This window comes from Ruminiclostridium josui JCM 17888 (assembly GCF_000526495.1).
Taxonomy (GTDB): domain Bacteria; phylum Bacillota; class Clostridia; order Acetivibrionales; family DSM-1351; genus Ruminiclostridium; species Ruminiclostridium josui.
In genome coordinates this window covers 1910728-1930989 of record NZ_JAGE01000001.1, presented here as the reverse complement: position 1 = coordinate 1930989, position 20262 = coordinate 1910728, and the positions used below count along the sequence as shown (strand labels likewise).

20 protein-coding genes and 1 pseudogene are annotated in these 20262 nt (G+C 36.8%); 3 read left to right on the top strand and 18 right to left on the bottom strand.

From position 1 onward, the window contains the following. Positions 1-11: 11 nt before the first annotated feature. The 4 genes from K412_RS0109050 to gap form a co-directional block, all read right to left on the bottom strand. Positions 12-1397: a 2-isopropylmalate synthase gene (locus K412_RS0109050; protein WP_479691913.1), complete on the bottom strand. Its 1386-nt coding sequence runs from the start codon at positions 1395-1397 to the stop codon at positions 12-14. A gap of 212 nt (positions 1398-1609) precedes the next feature. Further along, entirely contained in the window at positions 1610-3073 is a 1464-nt protein-coding gene (locus tag K412_RS0109045) for a class I adenylate-forming enzyme family protein (protein WP_024832805.1), read from the bottom strand. A gap of 20 nt (positions 3074-3093) precedes the next feature. After that, positions 3094-4563 carry an aminotransferase class I/II-fold pyridoxal phosphate-dependent enzyme gene (locus tag K412_RS0109040; RefSeq protein WP_024832804.1) on the bottom strand — a complete coding sequence of 490 codons (1470 nt, stop codon included), beginning with the start codon at positions 4561-4563 and terminating at the stop codon, positions 3094-3096. Between the two features lie 55 nt (positions 4564-4618). After that, on the bottom strand, positions 4619-5638 hold the full coding sequence (gene gap, locus K412_RS0109035; protein ID WP_024832803.1) for a type I glyceraldehyde-3-phosphate dehydrogenase: 1020 nt from the start codon (positions 5636-5638) through the stop codon (positions 4619-4621). A 215-nt stretch (positions 5639-5853) separates the two neighbouring features. Between gap and K412_RS0109030 the strand changes: the two genes are divergently transcribed. Further along, positions 5854-6318 (top strand): GNAT family N-acetyltransferase, encoded by a 465-nt coding sequence (locus tag K412_RS0109030; protein ID WP_024832802.1) that lies wholly within the window; start codon positions 5854-5856, stop codon positions 6316-6318. Between the two features lie 133 nt (positions 6319-6451). Here K412_RS0109030 and leuB read toward each other — a convergent pair. The 6 genes and pseudogenes from leuB to K412_RS0109000 all read right to left on the bottom strand — a co-directional run bounded on the left by leuB (position 6452) and on the right by K412_RS0109000 (position 13651). Beyond that, a pseudogene (leuB, locus tag K412_RS20620) lies at positions 6452-7521 on the bottom strand (3-isopropylmalate dehydrogenase). A 27-nt stretch (positions 7522-7548) separates the two neighbouring features. After that, a complete protein-coding gene (leuD, locus tag K412_RS0109020) occupies positions 7549-8037 on the bottom strand; it encodes a 3-isopropylmalate dehydratase small subunit (protein ID WP_024832801.1) in 489 nt (162 codons plus the stop codon). 85 nt (positions 8038-8122) lie between these two features. Continuing rightward, positions 8123-9382 (bottom strand): 3-isopropylmalate dehydratase large subunit, encoded by a 1260-nt coding sequence (leuC, locus tag K412_RS0109015; RefSeq protein WP_024832800.1) that lies wholly within the window; start codon positions 9380-9382, stop codon positions 8123-8125. Between the two features lie 143 nt (positions 9383-9525). Continuing rightward, a complete protein-coding gene (locus K412_RS0109010) occupies positions 9526-10428 on the bottom strand; it encodes an AraC family transcriptional regulator (protein ID WP_024832799.1) in 903 nt (300 codons plus the stop codon). A 54-nt stretch (positions 10429-10482) separates the two neighbouring features. Then, the gene (locus K412_RS0109005) at positions 10483-11694 is read right to left on the bottom strand and encodes a DEAD/DEAH box helicase (protein WP_024832798.1); all 1212 of its coding nucleotides are present in this window, start codon (positions 11692-11694) and stop codon (positions 10483-10485) included. 25 nt (positions 11695-11719) lie between these two features. Continuing rightward, entirely contained in the window at positions 11720-13651 is a 1932-nt protein-coding gene (locus K412_RS0109000; protein ID WP_024832797.1) for an ABC-F family ATP-binding cassette domain-containing protein, read from the bottom strand. A 220-nt stretch (positions 13652-13871) separates the two neighbouring features. Between K412_RS0109000 and K412_RS0108995 the strand changes: the two genes are divergently transcribed. Together K412_RS0108995 and K412_RS0108990 are read left to right on the top strand one after the other, a co-directional pair. Beyond that, positions 13872-14411, top strand: a complete 540-nt coding sequence (locus tag K412_RS0108995) for a glutathione peroxidase (RefSeq protein WP_024832796.1) — start codon at positions 13872-13874, stop codon at positions 14409-14411. Positions 14412-14520: 109 nt separating this feature from the next. Then, complete coding sequence (locus K412_RS0108990) at positions 14521-14949, top strand: MarR family winged helix-turn-helix transcriptional regulator (protein ID WP_024832795.1); 429 nt, start codon at positions 14521-14523, stop codon at positions 14947-14949. Here the strand turns inward: K412_RS0108990 and K412_RS0108985 are convergent, their stop codons facing one another. The 8 genes from K412_RS0108985 to K412_RS0108950 are packed head-to-tail and all read right to left on the bottom strand — an operon-like array spanning position 14950 to position 20248. Then, a complete protein-coding gene (locus K412_RS0108985; RefSeq protein WP_242835587.1) occupies positions 14950-15678 on the bottom strand; it encodes a hypothetical protein in 729 nt (242 codons plus the stop codon). Then, positions 15608-16054, bottom strand: a complete 447-nt coding sequence (locus K412_RS0108980) for a hypothetical protein (protein WP_024832793.1) — start codon at positions 16052-16054, stop codon at positions 15608-15610. The genes K412_RS0108985 and K412_RS0108980 overlap by 71 nt, the downstream gene beginning before the upstream one ends. Positions 16055-16077: 23 nt before the next feature. Beyond that, positions 16078-16230, bottom strand: a complete 153-nt coding sequence (locus tag K412_RS22505) for a hypothetical protein (RefSeq protein ID WP_173585581.1) — start codon at positions 16228-16230, stop codon at positions 16078-16080. A 12-nt stretch (positions 16231-16242) separates the two neighbouring features. Further along, complete coding sequence (locus tag K412_RS22500; protein WP_173585580.1) at positions 16243-16410, bottom strand: hypothetical protein; 168 nt, start codon at positions 16408-16410, stop codon at positions 16243-16245. Positions 16411-16433: 23 nt separating this feature from the next. Then, a complete protein-coding gene (locus K412_RS22495) occupies positions 16434-16592 on the bottom strand; it encodes a hypothetical protein (protein ID WP_173585579.1) in 159 nt (52 codons plus the stop codon). An 11-nt stretch (positions 16593-16603) separates the two neighbouring features. Then, positions 16604-17719, bottom strand: coding sequence for a hypothetical protein (locus tag K412_RS0108960; RefSeq protein WP_024832792.1), 1116 nt, complete (start codon positions 17717-17719; stop codon positions 16604-16606). A 25-nt stretch (positions 17720-17744) separates the two neighbouring features. Next, complete coding sequence (locus K412_RS0108955; protein WP_024832791.1) at positions 17745-18704, bottom strand: type II secretion system F family protein; 960 nt, start codon at positions 18702-18704, stop codon at positions 17745-17747. Then, entirely contained in the window at positions 18701-20248 is a 1548-nt protein-coding gene (locus tag K412_RS0108950) for an ATPase, T2SS/T4P/T4SS family (RefSeq protein WP_024832790.1), read from the bottom strand. The genes K412_RS0108955 and K412_RS0108950 overlap by 4 nt, the downstream gene beginning before the upstream one ends. Positions 20249-20262 lie beyond the last annotated feature (14 nt).

Sequence of the window (20262 nt, the reverse complement as noted above, 5' to 3'; positions counted from 1 at the left end):
TTATTTTCTTTCTACATTGTTAATATAAATATGTCAGGTGCTATTGCCCTTATAGTTTCAATCATTTCTCCGTCACTTATAGGTGTAACTCTGCCTGATTGATACTGAGCATCAACCCAATCTTTAATTTTTTTAACCCTGGGATCTTTTTTGTCAATCTTTAAATTTTCATCAAGCATTAGATTGTTATTAATCCATAATGCTATTCCTGCAAGGCCTGATGTCTGTGTTACTGCAACACCAACAGGTCTCTTCAAAAGCTTGCCTGTATTAAATATGTTATATATCTCCTCATTCTTTAATAGTCCGTCAGCATGAATTCCCGCCTGTGTCACATTAAAGTTCCTACCCACAAAAGGTGTCATCCCAGGTATCACATAGTTAAGTTCCTTCTCAAAATAGTTTGCTATATCTGTTATTACAGACAGATTCATTCCATCCAGAGTACCTCGTAGCTGTGCGTATTCGATAACCATAGCCTCAAGTGGTGTATTTCCTGTCCTTTCCCCTACACCTAAAAGAGAGCAGTTCACGCTGGAGCATCCGTAAAGCCATGCTGCAGTAGCATTACTTACACTTCTATAAAAATCATTATGACCGTGCCATTCAAGTAATTCGCTGTCAAACCCTATAAGGGTTCTCAAACTATATATAATTTCAGGTACACTTCTAGGTAATGCGGCCCCAGGGTAACAAACACCATATCCTAAGGTATCGCATAACCTTATTTTTACGGGTGTTCCACTCTCCTCCATAAGCTTTTGAAGTTCACTGGCAAAAGGCAGTACAAATCCTTCGAAGTCAGAACGTGTTATATCCTCAAAGTGGCATCTTGGTTTTATTCCCAATTCAACAGCTTTTCTGATGATGGACATATAATCATCCAATGCTTGTCGTCTTGTCTTGTTGAGCTTCTTAAATATATGGTAATCGGAACTACTCACAAGGAAGCCTACCTCTTTGAGTCCAAATTCTTTAACAAGTTCCAAATCCTTACTTATGGGGCGTATCCATCCTGTAACTTCCGGAAACTTGTAACCCCTCTCCATACATCTAAGTGCAGCCTCTTTATCCTTGTCACTATAAAGGAAAAATTCAGTCTGCCGTATTATCCCATTCTCACCCCCAAGTTGGTGAAGAAAGTCATATAGTTTTAATATCTGATCAACTGTGTATGGTGCTCTTGATTGCTGTCCGTCCCTGAACGTTGTATCGGTTATCCAAAAATTTTTTGCAGGTGATAAGGGTATGTTTTTGTAGTCGAATACACATTTAGGTATCTCGTCATAATTGAATATATCTTTATAAAGATTTGGTTCTTCAATGTCTTGAAGAGAATACGACTGACACCTTTTTTCAAGAATGCCTGTTTTTTCATTTAAAACAATCAATGTCATTCCTCCTTACATAATACATATCCGCCAACTTTCTTGTTTCTCCTTACAATAACAACGTTACCTGCTTTTTGTAACATCGTTAGCTGGAATAAAGTATTCAAGTACAGCTCATGTTCAAAATTTAAAAGGAAAAATTTATTTAAAACATAAGAGGTAAGCATAGATGAACATGAGCTGTACTTTGAAATACTTTAATCAGAGGGATAGTTACATTATCTATTTGAAACCCTAATAATCATGCCCCTAAGTTTTTCTAAATTTACTTTTCCAGACATGCTATAGGGTATAACTGTATTTATTATTTTAAAGTCCTTAATACCATTGGATTCAAGGATATTCTTGACTTCAGTTAACTTACTATTTAGCTCATGATTGATTGTAACAGCGCAATACAATATACCATCGTCATCTATAAATATGTACGAATCCTCTATTCCCTTAACCCCAACTATTTCATTTTCAAGTTTATAGATATTGAAATCAGGAGTTGAACGGCTTGTCAGGAATAAATATCCGTTGTCATCCATCCAACCGTAATCAGGAGTAATAATATATTCCGTACCTCCAATTTCTGCTTTATTTGTTTTGGCATTCAGATACCCAACCATATTCTGATAGCTGGAAATGGCTACGTGTCCCCTAATCCCCCTGGGAAGAGGAACGTTATTGTCATCAAGGATTATTACCTTGCTTCCGTCCATTTCTTTTCCCGAACTGCCCGCAACAGCTATCAAATCATGTGGATCAGCAATAACATTTACTCCTGTTTCCGTTGAACCATAGTATTCATGTACAATTGGCCCAAATACATTAATTGAACGTCCTTTTAGCTCGGCTGGGAAGTGTTTTCCCCCTACAATAGCAAATTTCAGGTTTGGGGTTCCCTCTACCGCCTTTTCTTCAAATGCTCTTGTAATCTTTTCTAGAATATTAGGTACAATCAGTGACGTAGTAATCTTATATTTGACCATGTCCAATGCCATGCAGACCGGATTATTTATATCTCCCAATACAATGGTAGCTCCAATGTTCAAAAACAGTCTGCTCCATCCCATTGCTGAGACATGGTAAAACGGCACTGTCACAAGAAATATGTCTTCACTTGTAAATCCGAATCTGTCTATTAAGTATGGAAAACGCCTTCCATCAAAAGATTTGTCCCTATAAACAACTTTGGGTGCACCGCTGGTACCTGAGGTGAAGGATATTGACTCAAAGGGTCGGCTGATTTTACTTGTATCGAACTCCTGCTGTTCCTTCTCCGGTTTTTTCACTAGCTCAATAAACTCTTTATCCACGCAAATTGTCAGCAGATTAAGTCCTTTATTTATCAGCCTTATTTCATCTGCATACTTCTTTGTATATACAATACCTTCAGCATTTATACTTTTTATGCAGTCTATCTTTTTTTGGATACTTCCCGTAAAGTCCAATCCAAGGAATGTCACCTTCAATGTTGAGAATATTGACATAAACACCAGCATCTCATATCTGTTTTCAGATATAAATACTACTCGTTTAAGCTTGTGAATATTATATTTACTGACAATGTTTCTTACACCATTGTCGCTCAGCGTATATAAATCCTTATAGGTGAAAACTTTATTACCTTCAACTATCGCTGCCTTTTCCGGGTATTTATCTGATATTTCCTTTAGCTTTGATAATGGAATCATTTTTTAACCTCCTTTATAAATTATTTAACTACAATTAAATCCACACCGTTTTCCTTAAGAATCTTTATTTTTTCTGCTTCTTTACGGTTTATTATGTCTCCCTTAAAGAGTAAAGGTACTCCCGGAGGATAAGGGATAACAAAACATTCACTTATTGCGCCTACCTCGGCCATATAGTCAATCTCTTTCCCATCCATCATATTAGCCTTATGGGAATTTGAGCTTTTATCCTGGGTCTCCTGCTGAAATTCTGCCATTGCGTTCAGTAGTGTTATAATATCCTGTTTTTTGATTCCAATATGAATGTTTATAAGGATGGATTTATTGCAGTATCTGTTAATATAAATACCAAATTTATCGAAAGCATACTTTATAAATTCTTTCGGCCTTATCTTTAGTTTTGACAGGTTTACAGAGATTTTCAAGGGATCCACAAATACCATTCCTTCGTCACCCTTGCCAATAAAATCTTTATTATTTATTGAATATAAGGATAATCTTTTATTCTCTTTGATCTGTTCACAAAAAAACTTCGAAATCAATAGAGAATCCTCTATCATACGGTGACCTTCCTTTACAGCCTGAACTCTTGCCAGCTCCAGTGAAGCAATAATGGGGTAGCTTGGGGAAGTGGTATGTACAGCGAACTTGCTCTCCAATATTTTTCTGCTAAATTCCTTATTTCCGAAAACATGTATATATGATCCCTGACGAAGGGCACTTAACGATTTATGAGCTGATTGGGTGGAGACAATACATACTTTTCTATCCGGCATTTCTGCCTGTAAGTCTGCCGCTATCTGCATTGCCGTATATTTTCTATACCGTTCATGAAAATATCCGTATGCAAACCATGCCTCATCTATTAAAAAACTAACATCATCGTTGGCTTTTAAACACTCTCTGATTATCGGTTTCAAGTCATAGAAAACACCTTCATAGGAATATCCATTTAAAATTACAAGTTTGTATGGGTTGCCATCTTTAATCGCCTGCTTGTATTGAGAAACCACCTTCCGAAAATTAAAATAGGATCGCCCTGATGCCTTGCAAAAATGCTTATATTCAATATATGTGAGATCACACTTTCTATCTCTGACTCCAAAATGGATCGAGATATGACAGGATCTGTCAACTAAAGCCCGTGCCCCGTAATCAGCCATAGTATTTATCACAATCCTGTTAGCAGTTGTTGTTCCCATTGTTATATAAAAGCTCTTTTTTGCGCCAAAAGCCTTTGCGGTCAAATTCTCCGACTGCTTTATACATCTGGACGGGATTATCGGTGTATCAAAACTATCTCCTGATATGGTCATTTCAGACTTATAGTAATCGTCACCAAACAAATCTTTATATTTATCATATACTGTGGAGGAGGATATGGACTTCTTCCCCGATATAGGAAGTGCGTGGAAAGATGTTATATCTCTATTAATAAGCTGTTTTAATTTGTCTGCAACAGGTGTCAAGAGCAAATCACAGTTTTCCATTACAATCGGCCTCCTTAATAGCCAACATAGCAGTCACGCAGCGAATACAGACTATTTAATTCAAACCCTTTTTCGCTACAAAAGCTGCTAAATCAGCATACCTGTTTGAATAACCCCACTCATTGTCATACCATGAAACAACCTTAATCATATTATCATTAATAACCATTGTGGACAGAGCATCTACAATGGATGATTCAGACTGACCCTTGAAATCTATAGATACCAGAGGTTCCTCCGTGTACCCTAGAATACCTTTCATACTTCCTTCGGAAGCTTCACGTAGTGCAGCATTTACATCATCCTTTACTACAAGCATCTCTGTTTCAATAACAAAGTCAACAACTGAGACCGCAAATGTAGGTACTCTCAAAGCGAACCCGCTCATCTTTCCCGCAAGTTCAGGCAGCACCTTTTCAACTGCATTTGTAGCCCCTGTTTTGGTAGGAATTATTGATACATTTGCCGCCCTCGCTCTTCTTAAATCCTTATGAGGTAAGTCAAGAATCCTCTGGTCATTAGTGTATGCATGAACCGTTGTCATCAATCCTCTAACTATTCCAAAGTTATCATTCAATACCTTGGCCAGAGGTGATAAGCAGTTAGTAGTACAAGAGGCATTTGAAATTATGTTATGCTTTGACGCATCATACTTATCATGGTTAACTCCCATTACTACGGTTATATCATCATCAGGTACAGGTGCGGATATTATTACTTTTTTTGCATTACCATTTGTTATATGTACCTGGGCTTTTTCTCTCTTGCTAAATAAACCAGTGGATTCCAGGACAATATCAACTCCCATATCTCCCCAATTGATATTCCCCGGCTCCTTTTCCGATAGAACCTTGACAGTTTTTCCGTTCACTGTTATGCTATTTTCATTAACTTCGACCGTTCCATCATATCTTCCAAATACAGAATCATACTTTAACAAATGTGCCAATGTTTCAGTATCTGTCAAATCATTAATTGCAACAACCTCCAGATCTTTGGAATACTTTTCCAATAGAACTTTAAACGAATTTCTTCCTATCCTTCCAAATCCGTTTATGCCAACTCTTACAGCCATCATAAAACCTCCTAACAAATTTATTTCTGTGTGTGAAATACTCTTCAACTGTACTTCATGATTAATAATAGACTAAATATTGACAAAAAATAATTAACAGGAATAAACATTTTAGTAACTATTATCAATTTATGTATTATAATGCGCCGTTTGTGTGTTGTATCCATATGTGATATAATAAATTCTATATTGCAAGGATTTAGGGGGCTATATTCTTGAATTTAGAATTTTATAAGATCAAATTGAACGATATCGGAATTGTTAAACCTTTATGGGAAAAATTAAACCTGCTTCACCAGTCCAAATCGGACAAGTTTGCGAAATGGTTTTCAGAACACACCTTCGAGGAAAGGCTGGAGCAGCTGTATGAAAAGGAGCATCGTGGCCAGTTAAGAATAGAGGTAGTTAAGGATTCTGCCTTGGATGTTAATGTTGGTTTTTGTATCTCTTCAATTTTTGACGGTAATAGAGGTGAGATTGACTCTTTATTTGTTGAATCGGTCTATAGAGGACACCGAATTGGTGACAGGCTAATAACAAGTGCGTTGAATTGGTTAGAAAGTAATAATATTAGTGATATAGAAATAATGGCGTATTACGGAAATGAAGTAGTATTGCCATTCTACGCAAGGTATGGCTTTGAACCTAAAAAATACATATTATATAGAAAAACAGATTGACTACCACTGTAAATACGTTTAGAATTACCATTCAATAAAAAAGCTGTTGTAAAACTATATACACATAGTAGTTTTACAACAGCATAAGGATTATATATAATACCGAAGTAACTTAAATCAATCATTTAATAATTTATATTTGCTCTCTTATAATCCTTCCCATCTCCTTAGTACCAACAACCTTAGTGCCGGGAGATGCTATATCAGCAGTTCTATAGTCCTTGTTTAAGACTTCCTCAACCGCTTTTTCAATGGCATCTGCCTCACTAGACAGATTAAGTGAATATCTTAGCATCATAGCCACTGAGAGTATTGTTGCAATAGGATTTGCTTTGTCCTGCCCTGCAATATCCGGAGCAGAGCCATGTATGGGCTCATAAAGCCCTACTTTCGTAGCACCAAGACTGGCAGATGGCAACATTCCGATTGAACCTGTTATCATAGAGGCTTCGTCCGACAAGATATCTCCAAATATATTACTTGTAAGTATAACATCAAACTGAGCAGGATTTCTTACCAATTGCATTGCTGCATTATCAACATACATATGGCTTAAGACAACCTCAGGATATTCCTTTGCCACCTCTTCAACTACCTGTCTCCATAGCCTCGAACTTTCCAGTACATTGGCTTTATCTACCGACATAAGCTTTTTGCCTCTCTTCATCGCTGTTTCAAAGCCAACTTTTGCGATTCTCTTTATTTCGGATACATTATACATTTCGGTATCAAATGCAGCCTCTCCCCCGTCGCTTTCAAGTCTGCCTCTCTTACCAAAATATATTCCTCCAGTTAATTCACGGATAACCATTATGTCAATACCATTGCTTATTATTTCTGATTTCAGAGGTGATGCATCCTTTAAAGCTCCGTATATAACAGCGGGCCTCAAATTTGCGTACAATCCAAGAGCAGCCCTTATACCAAGAAACCTGCTTCAGGTCTCTTGTTTCCGGGCAGAGTATCCCATTTAGGGCCTCCTACTGCTCCCAGTAAAACTGCATCGCTAGCTTTGCATGTGTCTATGGTAGCTTGAGGTAGAGGCTCACCATGCCTTTCTATAGCTATGCCTCCTAAATCAGCTTCTGTAAATAAAAAGCTGTGACCGTATTTTTCACCTATTAATTCTAAAACTTTAAGGGCTTCCGCTACTATATCCGGGCCTATTCCGTCGCCCGGAAGCACTGTAATTTTATAATTCATATATTCATCTCCATTTCAGCAGTAGTATTAAAGCGAATTTTTAATATACTGTATTAGCCCGTCGGAAGAAATAATCTTCTGCATAAATTCAGGAAATGGTTGACTCTGATATGTCTTGCCTGTTGTAAGATTTTTAATCAACCCTTTGTCAAAGTCAACTTCCACCTCATCGCCATCCTTGATATCTTTTGCGGCTTCCGGACACTCTAAAATCGGAAGGCCTATATTGATAGAGTTTCTATAGAATATTCTTGCAAAAGTTTCTGCTATAACGCAGGATATCCCTGACGCCTTTATAGAAATTGGTGCATGTTCTCTTGATGAACCACAGCCAAAATTCTTTCCTGCAACCATTACATCTCCCTTTTGAACTCTCTGCGTAAATTTATCATCAAGATCCTCCATACAATGGCTGGCAAGTTCAGCAGGATCTGATGTATTCAAATACCGTGCAGGTATTATCACGTCTGTATCAACGTTGTGTCCGTACTTTATAACTTTACCCTTAACATTCATATCTATCTCCTTTTCCGACAGCGGACAATTAATCGTCTGTATATATAAGTCCGTGTCTGTTTTTGTAATATCAATTTGTTAAATTTTAAATATCATCAGGGCCGGCTATCCTTCCTGCTACTGCAGAAGCCGCAGCTACTGCCGGACTTGCAAGATAAACCTCACTTTCCGGATGACCCATACGACCTACAAAGTTTCTGTTTGTAGTTGCAACGGCTCTTTCTCCCTTTGCTAGTATTCCCATATGTCCTCCAAGGCATGGGCCGCATGTAGGTGTACTTACAGCAGCTCCTGCATCGATAAATATGTCAAACAAACCTTCGTTCATAGCCTGCTTCCATATCTTTTGAGTAGCGGGAATGATAATACATCTTACATTGTCGCTGACTTTTTTTCCTTTTAAAACTTCAGCGGCTATTCTCATGTCTTCTATACGTCCGTTTGTACATGAGCCGATTACAACCTGGTCGATTTTAATATCTCCTACATTGTCAATGGTACGTGCATTTTCAGGTAGATGAGGAAATGCAACTGTTGGCTTTATTTCAGCAAGGTCTATTTCATATACTTCTGAATATTCAGCATCCTCGTCAGCCTTGTACACTGTATACGTTCTTGTGGAATGCTCCTTTACGTATTCAATGGTTTTTTCGTCTACCTCAAATATACCGTTTTTGGCACCAGCCTCTATAGCCATATTTGCCATTGCGAATCTGTCGTCCATTGAAAGAGCGCTTACTCCGTCACCTGTAAACTCCATTGATTTATAAAGTGCACCGTCAACACCTATCATTCCTATGATATGAAGGATAACATCCTTCCCTCCAACCCACTTTTGGGGCTTACCTTTAAGGACGAACTTAATTGCTTCGGGAACTTTGAACCATGCTTCTCCTGTTGCCATTCCCGCTGCCATGTCAGTACTGCCTATTCCTGTTGAAAATGCTCCAAGTGCACCGTAAGTACATGTGTGTGAATCAGCTCCTATAACCACATCTCCCGGTACTACAAGGCCTTTTTCAGGCAATAGCGCATGTTCAACCCCCATTTGTCCTACTTCAAAAAAATTTACTATTTCCATTCTTTTTGAAAACTCCCTGCAAACCTTTACCTGTTCTGCAGACTTAATGTCCTTATTGGGAGTAAAATGATCAGGTACTATGGCTATCTTATTCTTATCGAATACTTTATCCAGACCAATTTTATCAAACTCCTTTATAGCTACGGGAGATGTTATGTCATTTCCCAGTACCATATCGAGTTTAGCCTTGATTAACTGCCCGGATACTACTTTATCCACTCCCGCATGGTTTGCAAGAATCTTCTGTGTCATTGTCATTCCCATTTTTAAGTCCCCCTTTTGTCCCTTAAATATATAAACTTAAATGTTTTTTTCGAAAATAAAAGAACTCTTTTCAAGCTTTTAATATTAAAGCAATTATATAATAAGCTTAAAAAGTGTTCTTCCTGTTATTTACCGTTATTTTTTCAATTATGAATGTTTTTTGACGAATTGCGATACTGCATAGGCGTCATATTGGTTTGCTTTTTAAACATATCATTAAATCTCTGCTGGTTGGAAAAGCCTACACTAAGTGCTATTTCGCCCACCTTCTGGTCTGTCTCTCGAAGCAGTTCACATGCCCTTTTAATTCTTATGTTCAGCAGATACTGCATGGGACTTAATCCTGTATTCTCTTTAAAAGCCCTTGTAAAATAACTCGGACTTAGAAAAACATATTTTGCAATATCCGTAATTGATATCTCACGTTCAAAATTGTTGTGTACAAACTGTATCGCTGATTGCATCAGTTCTTTTATTTTTGGGCTTTTGTTCTTTATGCTGTTTTCCCATTCAGCCTTTAGGGCACGTGATATAAGTACAAACAGCTCCATCAGCATTAGATAGTTAAGCAAATCGCTGCCCAGCTGGTCATTTGTCTGTTCCTTGAGAATCCTGTTTAAAAGAACGATTATATCATTCTTCTGGCTAACTTTAAGCTTTATAAAGGAACCTGATTCCCTTCCGCTTACAAAGTTTATAAAATCCCCTAATGATACCTCTGAAAGAGTATGCTCCGTCTGATCCATAAATTTAAAATACAGAACAATAAAGTCGCACCCGCCCTGAGAATCAACACTGAGCTTATGACTCTGGTTTGGCTTAATTATTACAATGTCATTTGAGCCAACAGAGACATTCTGTTCTCCAATCTCAAAAACGCCGCTTCCTGATTTTATATAAACCATCTCAAAGGTTTCATGTATACTTAATCCCTTTGACCACTCAGCATCGTGGTATCTTTCAATTGCTTTTACACTGGTAACCGGAATAAAACTAGCCGACCCCAGTACACCTTCCCACGCTTTGGGAAGCGTTGTAGTTTCCATATTACCCAACTCCCTTCAACCCTAGATAGTCCGCACCATTTAGGATAAGGCTTTCTACTTTTTTGGTTTACGAAATACTTTAGCTCCGGATTTTGACCCGTCCGCAGTCCTTTTGCTTCTTTGCTTTTTATATTCAACTATATTTCCATTATACATGGATTTTGGAGTTATTTTAATTTTAAGCTCCTTTTCAAATTTCTTTATTAATTCAATTTCTTTTTCGGTTACAATGGATATTGCCACTCCAGATTTACCATTTCTACCAGTCCGACCTACTCGGTGAAGGTAGTCCATTGATCTCTCAGGTATGTTAACATTGAAAATATGGGTTACATCTTCTATATCAAGACCTCTTGCAGCAATGTCAGAGGCTATGAGAAGCTGCAATCTTCCATTTTTAAAATCATCCATAGTTTTCTTTCTATCAGATTTTATATGTGAGCCATGAATACCCCCAGCTTTCAACTTATGATATCTAAGCTTCTCCTCCGAAATAAAGACATCTTGGCTGTTAGCAAAAAATGCAATGGCCTTTTTAGGATTTAACATTCGGACAAGCTTTCTTAAAACATCTATTTTATCTCTTTGTTCCGAAACAAAGTACAAATGCTGTATAGCTTCAGGAACACCCGCATCCGATTTACTCTCTATAACAACAGGCTCTTTCATTAATGGCATGGCTCTTTCGATTGTCTTTTTAGAAATGGTGGCAGAACACAGTATTATCTGCCTTTCCTTGAGAGTTGTCTTAATAATAGCCTTTATTGTATCCAAATTATAGTCATCAAGAAGGCGGTCAGCCTCGTCTATAATAATTGTTTTAATGGTATGTGCTGATATCTTCTTTTTCTGAATCAATTCCAGTATTCTTCCGGCTGTTCCGACTATTATATGGGGTTTAAGCTTTAGTTTATCTATCTGCCTCATAATATTAACGTCACCAATAATCGGAGTAGATGTGGCCTTGATTTCAGAATTTTGTGAAAGCAGTTCGATTTGTCTTTCTACTTGTATTGCCAGTTCATGGGTAGGCACCAGTATAAGTGCCTGCATTTCCTTTTTATCAACAGAGAGTTTCATGAAAAGAGGCAGTAAATATGCTAGTGTTTTCCCTGTTCCTGTAGAAGAATGAAGAATTACATCTCTGTTTTCCAATTCCTCAGGTATCGCTTTTTTCTGTATATCGGTAGGTGTTGTTATGCTTTCCTTTTTTAATGCCTCCACAAGGGACTTGTCCAGTTCCATGCCCTCAAATAACTGCTCCATGCCATTCTCCTTTACATACCGTATTTTATTTTTTCTTGCTGTTTTCTATCTTTTCAGCCAGTTCATACAGATAAGTCCACCGCTCCATTTTCAAGTCCAACTCCTTTTCAAGTTCCTGCTGTTTCTCAAGGAGTTCCTGAAGCTTTGTAAAATCTGTTGCAGATTTATCAATATCCTTTTTTACCTTTTCTAGGTCAGACTCAAGAGCCGCTATAACATCATCTATTTCCTCAAATTCCTTCTGTTCCTTGAAAGTGAATTTAAGTGGTTTTTCCTTGTTCTTTTGCCACTCTGTTTTATTTTGTGAACTGTTGTTCCTTTTATCTGGGCTAGCAGCCTTATCTGTATTATCCGATTTTCCCCGCAAATTCATGTACTCTCTGTAATCCGAGTAGTTTCCCGCATACTTGATAATCTCTCCATTACCTTCAAAGGAAAATATCCTGTTTGCCGTTCTATCCAGAAAGTACCTGTCATGGGACACAGTTATGACCGCCCCCGGGAATTCGTCCAAATATGCTTCCAAAATGGTAAGAGTCTGTATATCCAAATCATTTGTTGGCTCATCTAGTAGTAATATATTGGGAGCACTCATAAGTATGCTAAGAAGATAAAGCCTTCTTTTTTCTCCACCTGAAAGCTTTGAGATAGGCGTCCACTGAACACTGGGTGGAAATAGAAACCTCTCCAGCATCTGCGAGGCACTAAGGCTCCCGTTTGCAGTCTCTATATGCTCTGCCACTGTTCTGATATATTCAATAACCCTAAGGTTTTGATCCATATCTGTATTTTCTTGAGTAAAAAATCCAGTTTTTACTGTCTCCCCGATTTCAACTTTTCCAGAATCAGGTTCAAGCTGTCCTGAAAGTATTTTCAAAAGTGTTGATTTTCCTGCACCATTAGGCCCTATAATTCCTATTCTGTCATCTCTTAAAAGTACATAACTGAAACCATCAATTACGGTCTTATCGCCATAGGATTTCTTTATATCCTCCACTTCAATTATCTTTCTTCCAAGTCTTGCTGCTCCCACCTGAATTTCAATGTTTTCATCCTGTTTGGGTACATCTGCCTCTTTTAGCTTTTCAAATCTTTCTATTCTGGCCTTTTGCTTGGTAGAACGTGCCTGTGCACCTCTTCTAATCCATTCCAATTCATTTCTAAAAAGGTTCTGCCGCTTTCTTTCAGATGCTTGTTCCAACTCTTCACGCTGAGCTTTCATTTCTAAAAATTTGCTGTAATTGGCCTGATAACTATAAAGTCTACCGTTGTCCAGTTCTATTATCCTGTTTGCAACCCTGTCCAGAAAGTACCTGTCATGTGTAACCATTAAAAGAGCGCCTTTTCTGACATTCAGATACTTTTCAAGCCAGTCCACAGTTTCATTGTCAATATGGTTAGTAGGCTCGTCCAGTATAAGCAGTTCAGTGGGATTAATCAATGCTCCTGCCATTGCAATTCTCTTCCTCTGTCCTCCTGACAGAGCTGCCACATCTGCTTCAAAACTATCAATTCCCAGTTTTGTAAGTATGGTTTTCGCTTCGCTTTCCAAAGTCCAAGCATTCATTGTGTCCATCTTATGCATTAATTCAACAAGCCTTTTTTCAAGGGCTTTGTCTCCCGGATTCTGACTGCTCTTCGCCAATATCTCTTCGTACTCTCTCAGTAATACCATAACCGGGGAATGTCCGTTAAATACCTGTTGAAGCACTGTTGTTCCCGGTTCAAAGGAAGGACTTTGTTCAAGATAACCTACACGTACTTTGTTTGCCCTTATTATATTTCCTTTATCAGCAGTCTCAATACCTGCAATTACCTTTAAAAGAGTGCTTTTACCTGTTCCGTTGATGCCTATAAGCCCAATTTTATCTCCCTCACCTATGCCCAACGATATATCATTAAATAGTATTTTTTCACTATAACTTTTTGAAATACCTTCAGCGGATAAAATATTCAACTGCCTGATTCTCCTTCGCTACTTGTTCTTTCTTATGTGTTATTATACCATTTAGGCAGTATAATTGCTGTAATTTATTTGTACCCCTTTATTAATTATTTATAACGCTCTTTGCATATCCGTATTTTTTCAGTAAACAATATAATTATTGACATTAGAAATTCAGCCTAATATAATTTAATTGTAAACAATTTAATTTTGTTCAATAGGAGGTATGTATATGACAATATATGATTTTAAGGTAAAAGATGCCCAAAAAAATGAAGTTTCACTGGGTTCCTATAGAGGTAAGGTTCTTCTTATTGTTAATACAGCAACAGGATGCGGATTTACACCACAATATGAAGCTTTGGAAAACCTGTATAAAAAATATAAGGACAAAGGATTGGAAATTCTTGATTTTCCTTGCAACCAGTTTTTGAATCAGGCTCCCGGGACTGATGAAGAAATAGTGGAGTTCTGTAAACTAAATTATGATGTTTCTTTTAAAACCTTTTCTAAAATTGAAGTTAATGGAAGTAATGAAGCCCCCTTATACACATTTTTGAAAAAAGCGTTTCCTTCAGATACAGAGAACGAGGAGACTTCTTCCTTTTTAAAATTGCTTAATGATTTAGGCCAGAGCAGCGTAGGTTCAGATATTAAGTGGAACTTCACAAAATTCTTGGTTGACCGTAACGGCAATGTAGTTGGCAGATATTCTCCAACTTACAAACCCGAGGATTTAGAAGCAAAAATAAAGGAATTGCTGGGGGAATAGTTCTCCTTAGGTTAATTACTGATTTTTCAATACTGTTGATTCAATATGGTTTTATATAATTAAATTGTATGATATTCTAATTTAAAGATGATTTTTAAGGAGAATTTATATGCCATATGATAAACTAAAACTGGAAAATCAGCTATGCTTTCCTCTATATGCATGTTCAAAGGAGATTATAAAGAAATATAAACCTTATCTTGACCCATTAGGGATTACGTATACTCAATATATAGCTCTTATGGCCCTTTGGGAAGAAGATAATATAACTTTAAAGAATCTTGGTAAAAAGTTGTTTCTTGATTCCGGTACTCTAACTCCATTATTGAAAAAAATGGAGTCACAGAAGCTGGTTCTCAGGCAAAGAAGCTCTGATGATGAAAGGAATGTTTATATAAGGTTAACCGAAAAGGGAAAAAATCTTCGTGAAAAGGCACTGAGTATCCCTGACAAAATTGGCAGTTGTATTGACTTACCTGTGGAAGAGATTGTTCAACTGCAAAAATCTCTTCATAAACTGTTACAGCAATTTGATTAATTAGTTTTGTACATTGGCCCTTTCAAGCTTTGCCCCCCCAAAGCATGATAGAGCCAATTTTCTTTCCGTAAATATCCCATTAATTTTTATACCCTTTATATAGGCAAATAAATATGTACCCCTCTCAACCATATTTGTCTTAGGATTTCCATTTATTGATATTCTGCTAATGTCTTCATGAGAGTCCGGCCAGCGGTTCACTGCTGCCTGATTAATTTTGTCCTCTATTAAATACGGTTCATCAACCATTCCATCTAGCACTTCTCCTGTCGGTGTTTTAATTTTGTAGTTTACCTTTTCTCCACCGACTGATGTAGCACAGATAAGTAAATTTTCTCTTATATCTGTTAGTTCTAAACTGCAGTTTGAGTCAAACACCGAAAGAAAGGTTATTTCAGCCTTGTCAACATCTATTTCAATACCGTCTGTAAACCTTGTCCCGGTATTTTCATCGAATCCCTCTGCCAGACCTTCAAGACTTTTATCTTTATTAATCTCCTGAACTGCCGCAGTTACGGCATAATCCATTGCCTTGGAAATATTATTCCTTTTATATGTATAAACAGCATAGTCCGCTATGCATACAAATACCATCAATACAAGTAAAGTCACAGCCAAACCTATAAAAAGCACCCCCAAGCCTCCACCCCTATTGCTTTTAATCTTCCCAATTGTTTTTTTCAACCCTGCATATAGCTTTTGCCCTGTAGTGCAACCCATTACCTTCATTGTGAGAATTAACCTCCATTTCGGAAAAAATGCTCTCATTCTCTGATTCTACATATATACTAAATATCTCTCCTCTGTTGAGAAGGCTTCCCAATACATATTCCCTAAGTCTGCCAACTGTTCCGTCTGGCTGTAGATTTCCGCATTTGATACTGATATTACTGGCACGAAAGTTCCCTAGCTTACTAAGCTTTCCAAGAAGCTCTTCTCTGTCCATTATGGTCATAACTCCTGTTATCATAACTTTGTGTGCAGCACTGTCTACCTCATTTTTTACATACCTTTGTTTTGTGTCATATTCATAAAATGTTAGTGTTTTGTAAAAGAGAACTGCAATTAAAGGAATTATAATAAGAAATGCATATATTTTGTTCATCTATCCTCCCAAGTTACGCGTAATCAATCATCTTTAATGTTATCGTTTAGTTTTTTTACAGACTGATAAACCTTTTCCCCTGTATCCGATATAAGCTTTGATGTGGGAACTACAGTTCCAATCACTAAAGCTACACATAACGCAAACATAATTATTGCAATTAGTATATTTTTCATATATGCCCCCAATTAACGTATAGTACCGCTTAGGGTGTTTATCTGGGAGTCTACTGTGTCCAACTGGCCTTCAACCTTAATGCCGTTCTCCCTGCCATGATTGGCAAGGGGTACAATTACTGCAACAAGAAGCGCCATTGCTATTGCAAACATTGCTATAGAGATAATTATTTTTTTCATAATACTTTTCTACCCTTTCTATGCTAATTTAATATACTTTCAATATGCGGAAGTGCACTGTATCCCTTGTTTACTGTATGGCTTCCCATTTCTGCCCCATGACTTATTAATGGAACTATCACGCCTATCACAAGTGCCAGTGCTATAGCCAGCATTATTATAGTTATGATTACCTGTTTCATACCTCTCCCCTTTATATAAATTCAAAGGCTTTATAAACGATATCCAGCAATGGGTTAAGCATAAGTCTTGCCAGCTCATATACTAAAGGTACAATACTAATAAATGCTATTAAATCCATAAAGTCCAATGTTTCATCTGCTGACATTATTATTGACTCATCCCTCTCCATAGCCTCTCTGTCCAGTATTTGTAATGCAATCTCCTTATCATGTAGACTATATATTTCCATAATGTCAGTGAATTTAGAAAGGCTTTTTACATTTTTGCTTTTCAGGTATTCAAAACCTTTCTTTTTATCATACCTGAATATAGCCCCAAATTGCCCAAACCAACATTGATATGTTTTTGAAGCTTTTTCAAGTTCGTATATTATGTCAAGTGTTTTTATTCCATCTATTCTAGCAAGGAGTTCAAATATATATTCAAGCTTGATTATTTCTTTTTTATATAAAGCACCTTTTACAAGCCATCGTATAACAAGAAAAATATCCGGAAGAAATAATGAAATCAATATAAGCCATAGATATCCAGGTTTAAAGAATCCTATTTTATTAACATTTTCCCATTTATTTATAAACCACTCTGTTTTTTCATCAATCTCCTGTTTATCTGATGAAGTCAAAGTCTCAGCCACTTTTTCTTGAACTAGATGGTATAACTCTGTATCTTCTGAGTTTTCAAGCACATCCTTTCCTGCTTTTGATAAAACAGTCCTATAGAAGTGGTATTGCTGATTATCCTGTGACTGTGGACTGTAAAAAAGTGAATCCTCTTTCTCAGTATTTTCAATAACAAATCTTTGCTCATAAACCATATTTGTATATCTTACAGCGGATAAAGCAATGATACATAATAAAAAACATAATATCTTAACTAAATACAGCCTTTTTAAACTAATTCCAATCTCGCTAAGTTCAAGCACACGTACTTCAAACCTGTTTAACCATAGGTCTCTGTTCTTTGTAAGAATATTAAGAAACTTTTTTATAAAAATATTTTCTTCCACACTTTCAATAACCTTTGTGATATTTTTTCTTTTAGTATCTTTAGGTATCTTAATAACCTTAAAACTTAATCCACAAAAAACAGCTAAAACACCAATAATAATCAACAGAATAAATAACATATCCTCATTTTCTCCCCCTTCCCTTTTATAGTCTTCTAAGTACACGCACTATAATTAAAGCTGAAAGAGAAAAAACTGCTATCTTTCCTGCTGCTTGTGCTGTATTGTAATATAGCCTCATATTTGCTCCAAGAATCATTCTGTTTATGAGCATAATTACAGGCAGACTGAATATACTTGCACCTAGTGTAAAAAATTCATACCAGATAAGCCTCCTGTTTTTCTTTTTCTCAATATTGTTATAGCGGGTTATTGTCTTATTCAGCTTGTAAAGCTGGTTTATAAGTTCCCCACCATTCTCTCTGTAATTTATAAGAAGTGTCACAAAAATATTGAACCAGGTATCATTTATCTTATCCCTTACAGCCCGAAGACTGTCATTGATATCTGAACTGTCCGATACCCTTAGCATTATCCTAGACAAACTTTTATTGGCATTTGAACAGCATTCCTGCAATGCGGGTTTTATTCTGTTGTGCGTAACAAAGGCGCTTCTGAAGGAATCAATAAAGGAGGGTATTCTTTGCTTTATACTGTATTTTATGTAATCAAGAGCTAGTGTAAAGGTATAGTACGGTACCATAAAACATAAGACAAGTGCAATCAGCTTTGTATACCAAAGCTTCATAATTGCTTCAATTATGAGATAGAGCAAAAGACCAAATATGGGTATAAAAACAGAAGATATTGCCACAAGCTTTCTCTGTGTAGTTTTCTCCAGAATCAGGTATTCCAATACCTTATCCAGTCTTTTGGAAATATATTTTAGTGGAAATTTTTTTGTAAATATTTCTAAATACTCAACCAATCTTCCCGGCTTAGTTTTTTTAATTTTATATTTATTTTCTTTTAAAACTCCCTTATATACAGAAGTTCCTATACCCGCCAAAAGAAGCAGCAGTCCCAATAGAATCATAATAATATAAGGTTGATAGTCATTTATTACGTCTAAAATTATACCCAAAAATATCTCTATGTCCTTCATAGGGTATCACCCTCCGGCACAGCGACACCAGATTCACTGTCGAAATTACTCCCGCAAAACAACCTGCTCAATTCTTCTGCATCGGATTTTGTAAATTCATACTCCATGCAGGATAATAACTGCTGCTTTGAAAGACCATTCTTAGTTGTTATGTACTTTCCCCTTTCCATGTCAAAAACAAAAAGGTCGTTTATTTCAAAGGTCATGTTTTCTTCACAAGCCAAAACCTCTGAAACCTTGTATACATAACGTTGTCCCGTCTCTCTGTCCAGTTTTATGTGTATTATAAGGTCTACCGCATCTGCTACATCAAACTGAGCCTCCCTAAAATCGGTATAATAACCTGTCTGCATTAACAACTGTCTTATGTCATGGATCATGCGTCTAGGACTTGATGAATGAAAAGTAAAAAGACTTCCTCTGGCTTGTCTAAGCATAGCCTTTATCATTTCAAAAGCCTCATATGAGTTTCTGACTTCACCATATATCACGATATCCCTGTTTAGCCTGAAAAAAACCTCTGTTATATCCGATGGCTTAAATTCCTTTGTATATTGCAATTCCACTATATTTTTTCCCGGGTAGTTCGATGAGATATTCAGTTCATGTATATTTTCTGCCAAACCTATACTTATATCCGCATCAAGCTGCTTTATTATTAGCTCGTCAGCCGCTGTAGTCTTTCCTGAACCCTGTTCACCTATGATAGCTACATTTCTTCTTCCCTTTCCCGCAAGAAGTTCAATAATTCGGGCAATTCTGTTTTCAACAAAACTATTTCTGTAATTTATCAACTGGGTTTTGGGTGCAAATAACCTTACATTTACAACATAGTATTTTGATAATGGAGGTCTCAGGGCAGTTACTCTCGCCCCGTTTTTTAAAACCGCATATACAAGGGGTGCTCCTGCATTCATTTCTTCTCTTGCAGTTGATGTCAATCTATTCTCTATTAATTTTCTATAGCTCTCCTCACTGCCGAAGCAAAAAGCCTTATTAGGAATATGTCTTTTGATACCCTTGTATTGGAGCCATATATAGTCTCTCCTTGTACATGCTACTTCATTAAGTACCGGGTCGAAAATCAGTTCATCAAGTATGCCATATCCATATAACTCCTGATAAATAATTTGAGTAAGCTTCTGCAGCTTTATATCAAAATCATCGTCTATATTTATGGAATACCGACTTAGGTACTCTGCAAGCTCTGTGTCAATTGGCTTTGATATTAATTTTTCATCTCCTCCCGTATATATGTTTTCATAATAATTTATATGATACTCTTCCAATAGCCCATCAATATTTTCCTGAGTAATGATTTCACCCCTTTCTATAAGTAAGAAATATATGCTGTTTTGCATAAATTCCCTAGCCCTAGGGCTTCCGTCCATAGCCAGAAGTTTCTGAGTCTGTTTTGCATTTTCAAAAATGATACCTGCGGTTTCTTGCCGAGATTCTTTTATTCCATTAAGTCCGTTTAGTCTTAATTCTTCTTCCACATAGTCCATTAACTCCTTTAAACATAACTTTTGTAAGATTCTCATCCGTTTAACCTCCT